Here is a 4,032-nt window from a genome sequence, read left to right as displayed (position 1 = left end):
AGAATTGTCTACAGCCCCACGTTTATGTCTATACATTGCTTCATCGGCAGCTTTGATAGTCTTATTTAACTGGCCGTGATACTGCTCGATACCATAACTAAAACTAATATCTCCTCGTTCACTCAGCGCTGTCTCTATAATATTTATCTCATTTTCGATACGCTCTATAGGTCCGTGGCAAAGCGCTATAAATTCATCGCCACCATAGCGCGCCACTAACTGCTTTTCATGCCATTGGGCTTTGAGAAGGCGGCTCAATGTTTGCAGAGCTGCATCGCCCGCAGTATGACCATGTTGGTCGTTAATCGCTTTAAGGTTATCTAAATCGATGAGTATCAAGTAACAACCAAAATGGGGTTTTAGCTTCCACTCGTTGACAAGCGTTTCAAAACGTTGACGATTGTACAATTCAGTCAAACTGTCAAAGTTAGCTAGCAAATTTATTTTATGATTTTTTTGGTATAGAGAAATCGCATTTGCTGCTTCATGAGTCAGTATCGCCACGAGGTTGCGATCATAATGGCTAAAGGCCTTTACTTTTCCGCTATCTAAATTGAGCATGGCGTAAAGCTGACCATCAATATGGATCGGGCTTGATAAGGTTGAACGTATGGCTGTTGAGGGAGCATTGAGCAGGATATTTTGATCTGACGAGCTTAATGAGCTGCGAGAGTTAATGGCTTCCATATCATCAATGACGACGACTCTATCGCATTTACCTTTGGTTAACCGATATTCAAATGATTGCTTTAGATTGATATTGAGCTGTCTAAGCTTATTGATATCAATCCCCACACTTGATTCAAATGATAATGCACCAGTGTTGGGTTCGACTCGAATAATTGAACCCATTTCAGCACCATCAACACTACTCACGGCCTTATTTAGTAGTGCGTTTAAAAAAGCAGTTTCATCTTGATACTGACTAGAAATATTAACTAATTCGAAGGTCGTTTCATTTACATGCACAACTTGCTGCAGATGTTCCCAAAGCCTTGTAAGTCGCCCTTGATGAAAATAGTAATTGAGGCTGTAGCCAAGCAGGTAGATGATACCAACAAGGAGCAGGTTTGCCACAGCGTTTGGTGATGCGGTGATACTAAAAAAAAACGACCAACAGATAAACAGCAACATCAAAGGCACGCCTAGCAGAGCTAAGTGAGTCTTCCAATCGAGTGAATCAATTTTCTTCTTTTTTAAACTGTCTTTGATGGGCAACATGAATATCCTATTCAGCTGAGTCAAACCATTTGTTTGCTGCATTCAAAAGAAAATATTTGCGGGTAATGTTCATGGTAAATAACTTAAATAGTAGATAAAAAGTACAACTCTAACAAGTGCTTAATCTTGCAACGGCGAGTAGCTGTATTTGTTGAAAGCTACCGGGCGAGTTTATCAAATTTAGGTGACTAAACTGTAGTGCTATTTACGCTTAATAACGCATTTGTATACATCATCATTTTGACTGACAAAATTATTTATGTGAACAGCTATCGATGTTACAAAATGATACATTATATTCACACTCTATAGCCATAGAGGCTCTTAGGTCTGTGTGACACCGTATATTTAAAGGGAACCAAAGGTAAACAAGAGATTGGCTAGCGATCTTAGTTATTTGTTATACATATGTACTAATAAGTTATTTGCAGTCAAAACAAAGCTTAGAGATAATTAGGTCATTGGCTTTGGGGGAAGCCTGTTTACTCTTTGCGCTTATTTTCATTATAATGCGCGCAAATATAATAATGTACCGCCCTACACAAGGACAAAAAATGAGCAAACCATTTGTTGCAGTATTAATGGGGTCTGATTCTGACCTGCCTACAATGCAATCTACCCTAGATGTACTAAAGACTTTCAACATTACGTTTGAAGCTAAAGTGACATCTGCCCACCGTACTCCAGCTGCTACTCACGCTTACGTGACTGATGCTGAAGCTCGTGGTTGTAAAGTATTTATTTGTGCTGCAGGTCTTGCTGCACACTTAGCTGGTGCAGTTGCTGGTATCACTACTCGTCCAGTGATTGGTGTACCAATAGACAATGGTCCACTACAAGGTCATGATGCATTACTATCTACAGTGATGATGCCTGGTGGCGTTCCTGTTGCTACTGTCGCTATCGGCAGTGCTGGTGCTAAAAATGCTGGTTACCTAGCTGCACAAATGCTAGCGGTTGGTGATGATGCACTGGCTGTAGCTGTAAAAGAAGAGCGTGCTAAGTCTGCTGAAGCTGTTCAAGCTAAAGATGCTGCGCTACAAGCTAAACTAGCTTAAGCAACACTAAACAAATAAAACCGCAGTGTTTTCACTGCGGTTTTTTTGTGTCTGTTAATACCAACGGTATGACGTATCTGTGTTTTTAGTTAATCGATATCGATAGTTTCACTCTAGCATTGAGTAAAATTGTCATTATCTGTTCATGTTTGTAACGCTGCCAAATTAGTTCCACACTCCATGTCATCGCTATAAATCTCGCTATAGACAAATAACCCGCTGCAATGCAGACTGATTGTTTCAATACTCTGTAAAGGACCTTGGTGTGTTAGAGTCCATTCACCCGACAGATCAACCTTTAAATGCAGATCCCGACCAAGCGCTGATGCTGCTGTATGCTAGCGGTAATACTCGCGCTTTTGAACTGCTATACAGTAAACACAAAGGGCCGTTATACCGCTACTTTGTGCGGCAAATCTATGACAATCAACTAGCTGAAGATCTGTACCAAGAAACATGGAGCAGAGTGATAAAAGCAGCGGCCAATTATCAAGCCAAAGCAAAGTTCACCACGTGGTTATATCGCATTGCACATAACTTGATTATTGACCATGTTAGAGCCAAGAAACCTGAAAGTAGTTTTAGTGATACTTTTGAAGATGGGCAAGAAACCGAATCCATCGCTAGTTGTTTGTCTGAATCTCCAGAGCAACAACTGCAACAGCAAAAGAAGGCGCTGCTACTTAAAGACTGCGTGAAAGACTTGCCGCAAGTTCAACAAGAAGCGTTCTTGCTTAATATTGAAATGGGCTTCACTGCCGCAACGATTGCCGATATTGCAGGTGCAACAGTTGAGGCAACAAAGAGCCGTCTTCGTTACGCAAATAAAGGCCTTAAAGCCTGTGTCGACCTGAAGTGGCAGGAGGTGGAGTATGACTAAAGAAAGTGAAGACAATACTCAAAAAGAGCTACATGCTCTTTATCAACATATTGAGCAAGAACAACCATCAAAAGCACTTGATAACGCCATTTTACAACTCGCAGCCAGCAATGCAAAACCACGGGTGAAAAGCCAGTCATTTTGGCGTAAGCACCGTTGGCCGTTGTCTTCTGCAGCTTCTGTATTATTGGTAGTCACTCTGTTCGTGATTAATCCACAAATGCAGACGGGTAATTTGAGTGATGAAGCGATGCCAGCCTTAATGTCTACGTCAGAAGAGCACAACGCACCAGCGATGATGAGAATGGCTACGCCAGAAATCGAGTCAGATAGTATCTCAGCCCAAGAAAATACTAGCGCTGATGAAAAGCCGCAAATCAAGCTGCAATCATCGGATTTCAATGGGGCTAAAAACTTAAAAAACCTTGCTACTGATGTTGGAGCGCTGATTGCTGAACTCGATGAGATCGAAAAAATGCTTAACCTAGAAGAGGTTGCTCAGGCTGAACAAGCATTGCAACGGGTAGAAAGTGAATATGAAACCCTGTTGCAGCCAAATGAGGCATTGCAAAACCGCTTTAACCAATTGCAAAAGCAGCTAGATGATCTCAGAGAATAGAATCATCCAGTTCATTAATAGAAAGTCGCTTTTATCTTTAATAATGCCTACTCATACAGTAGGCATTATACCAATTACAATAAGTATTTGACTCGTTCGGAGGGGCCCACGTAGTGCGGCTGAGTTTAAAGAATGGGCCAAACGCTGTATGCTTCGCTATGGGATTTGGATATGCGAGACCAAGGGTGATCGAAGGTAGAATAATGCAGGAGCAATTATCGAGAGCGAAGCGGGATGCCAGAGTCGAGAATAAC

Annotated in this window: 4 protein-coding genes; 3 read left to right on the top strand and 1 reads right to left on the bottom strand. The window is 41.5% G+C overall.

The genetic code is table 11. The annotated features are described in order from the left end of the window. Positions 1-1,218: sensor domain-containing diguanylate cyclase (locus AB4238_RS17040; RefSeq protein WP_372034514.1), on the bottom strand; the 1,218-nt coding region annotated here is incomplete at its 3' end. Between the two features lie 557 nt (positions 1,219-1,775). Between AB4238_RS17040 and purE the strand changes: the two genes are divergently transcribed. From purE to AB4238_RS17025, 3 genes are all read left to right on the top strand, one after another. After that, positions 1,776-2,279 (top strand): 5-(carboxyamino)imidazole ribonucleotide mutase, encoded by a 504-nt coding sequence (gene purE / locus AB4238_RS17035; RefSeq protein ID WP_220738800.1) that lies wholly within the window; start codon positions 1,776-1,778, stop codon positions 2,277-2,279. A gap of 325 nt (positions 2,280-2,604) precedes the next feature. Then, on the top strand, positions 2,605-3,159 hold the full coding sequence (locus tag AB4238_RS17030) for a sigma-70 family RNA polymerase sigma factor (RefSeq protein WP_372034513.1): 555 nt from the start codon (positions 2,605-2,607) through the stop codon (positions 3,157-3,159). Beyond that, positions 3,152-3,778 carry a hypothetical protein gene (locus AB4238_RS17025; protein WP_372034511.1) on the top strand — a complete coding sequence of 209 codons (627 nt, stop codon included), beginning with the start codon at positions 3,152-3,154 and terminating at the stop codon, positions 3,776-3,778. The genes AB4238_RS17030 and AB4238_RS17025 overlap by 8 nt, the downstream gene beginning before the upstream one ends. Positions 3,779-4,032: the final 254 nt, after the last annotated feature.

Origin of the sequence: Shewanella sp. 10N.286.45.A1 (genome assembly GCF_041470405.1) — a bacterium.
Lineage (GTDB): Bacteria > Pseudomonadota > Gammaproteobacteria > Enterobacterales > Shewanellaceae > Shewanella.
Note: the sequence above shows the minus strand (reverse complement) of the source record. Positions and strands in the feature narration are given on the sequence as shown.

What these genes read in the sequence shown, in the direction of transcription:
- purE (WP_220738800.1), top strand. Translation starts at nt 1,776, where the DNA reads ATGAGCAAACCATTTGTTGCAGTATTAATGGGGTCTGATTCTGACCTG.
- AB4238_RS17025 (WP_372034511.1), top strand. Translation starts at nt 3,152, where the DNA reads ATGACTAAAGAAAGTGAAGACAATACTCAAAAAGAGCTACATGCTCTT.
- AB4238_RS17030 (WP_372034513.1), top strand. Translation starts at nt 2,605, where the DNA reads ATGCTGCTGTATGCTAGCGGTAATACTCGCGCTTTTGAACTGCTATAC.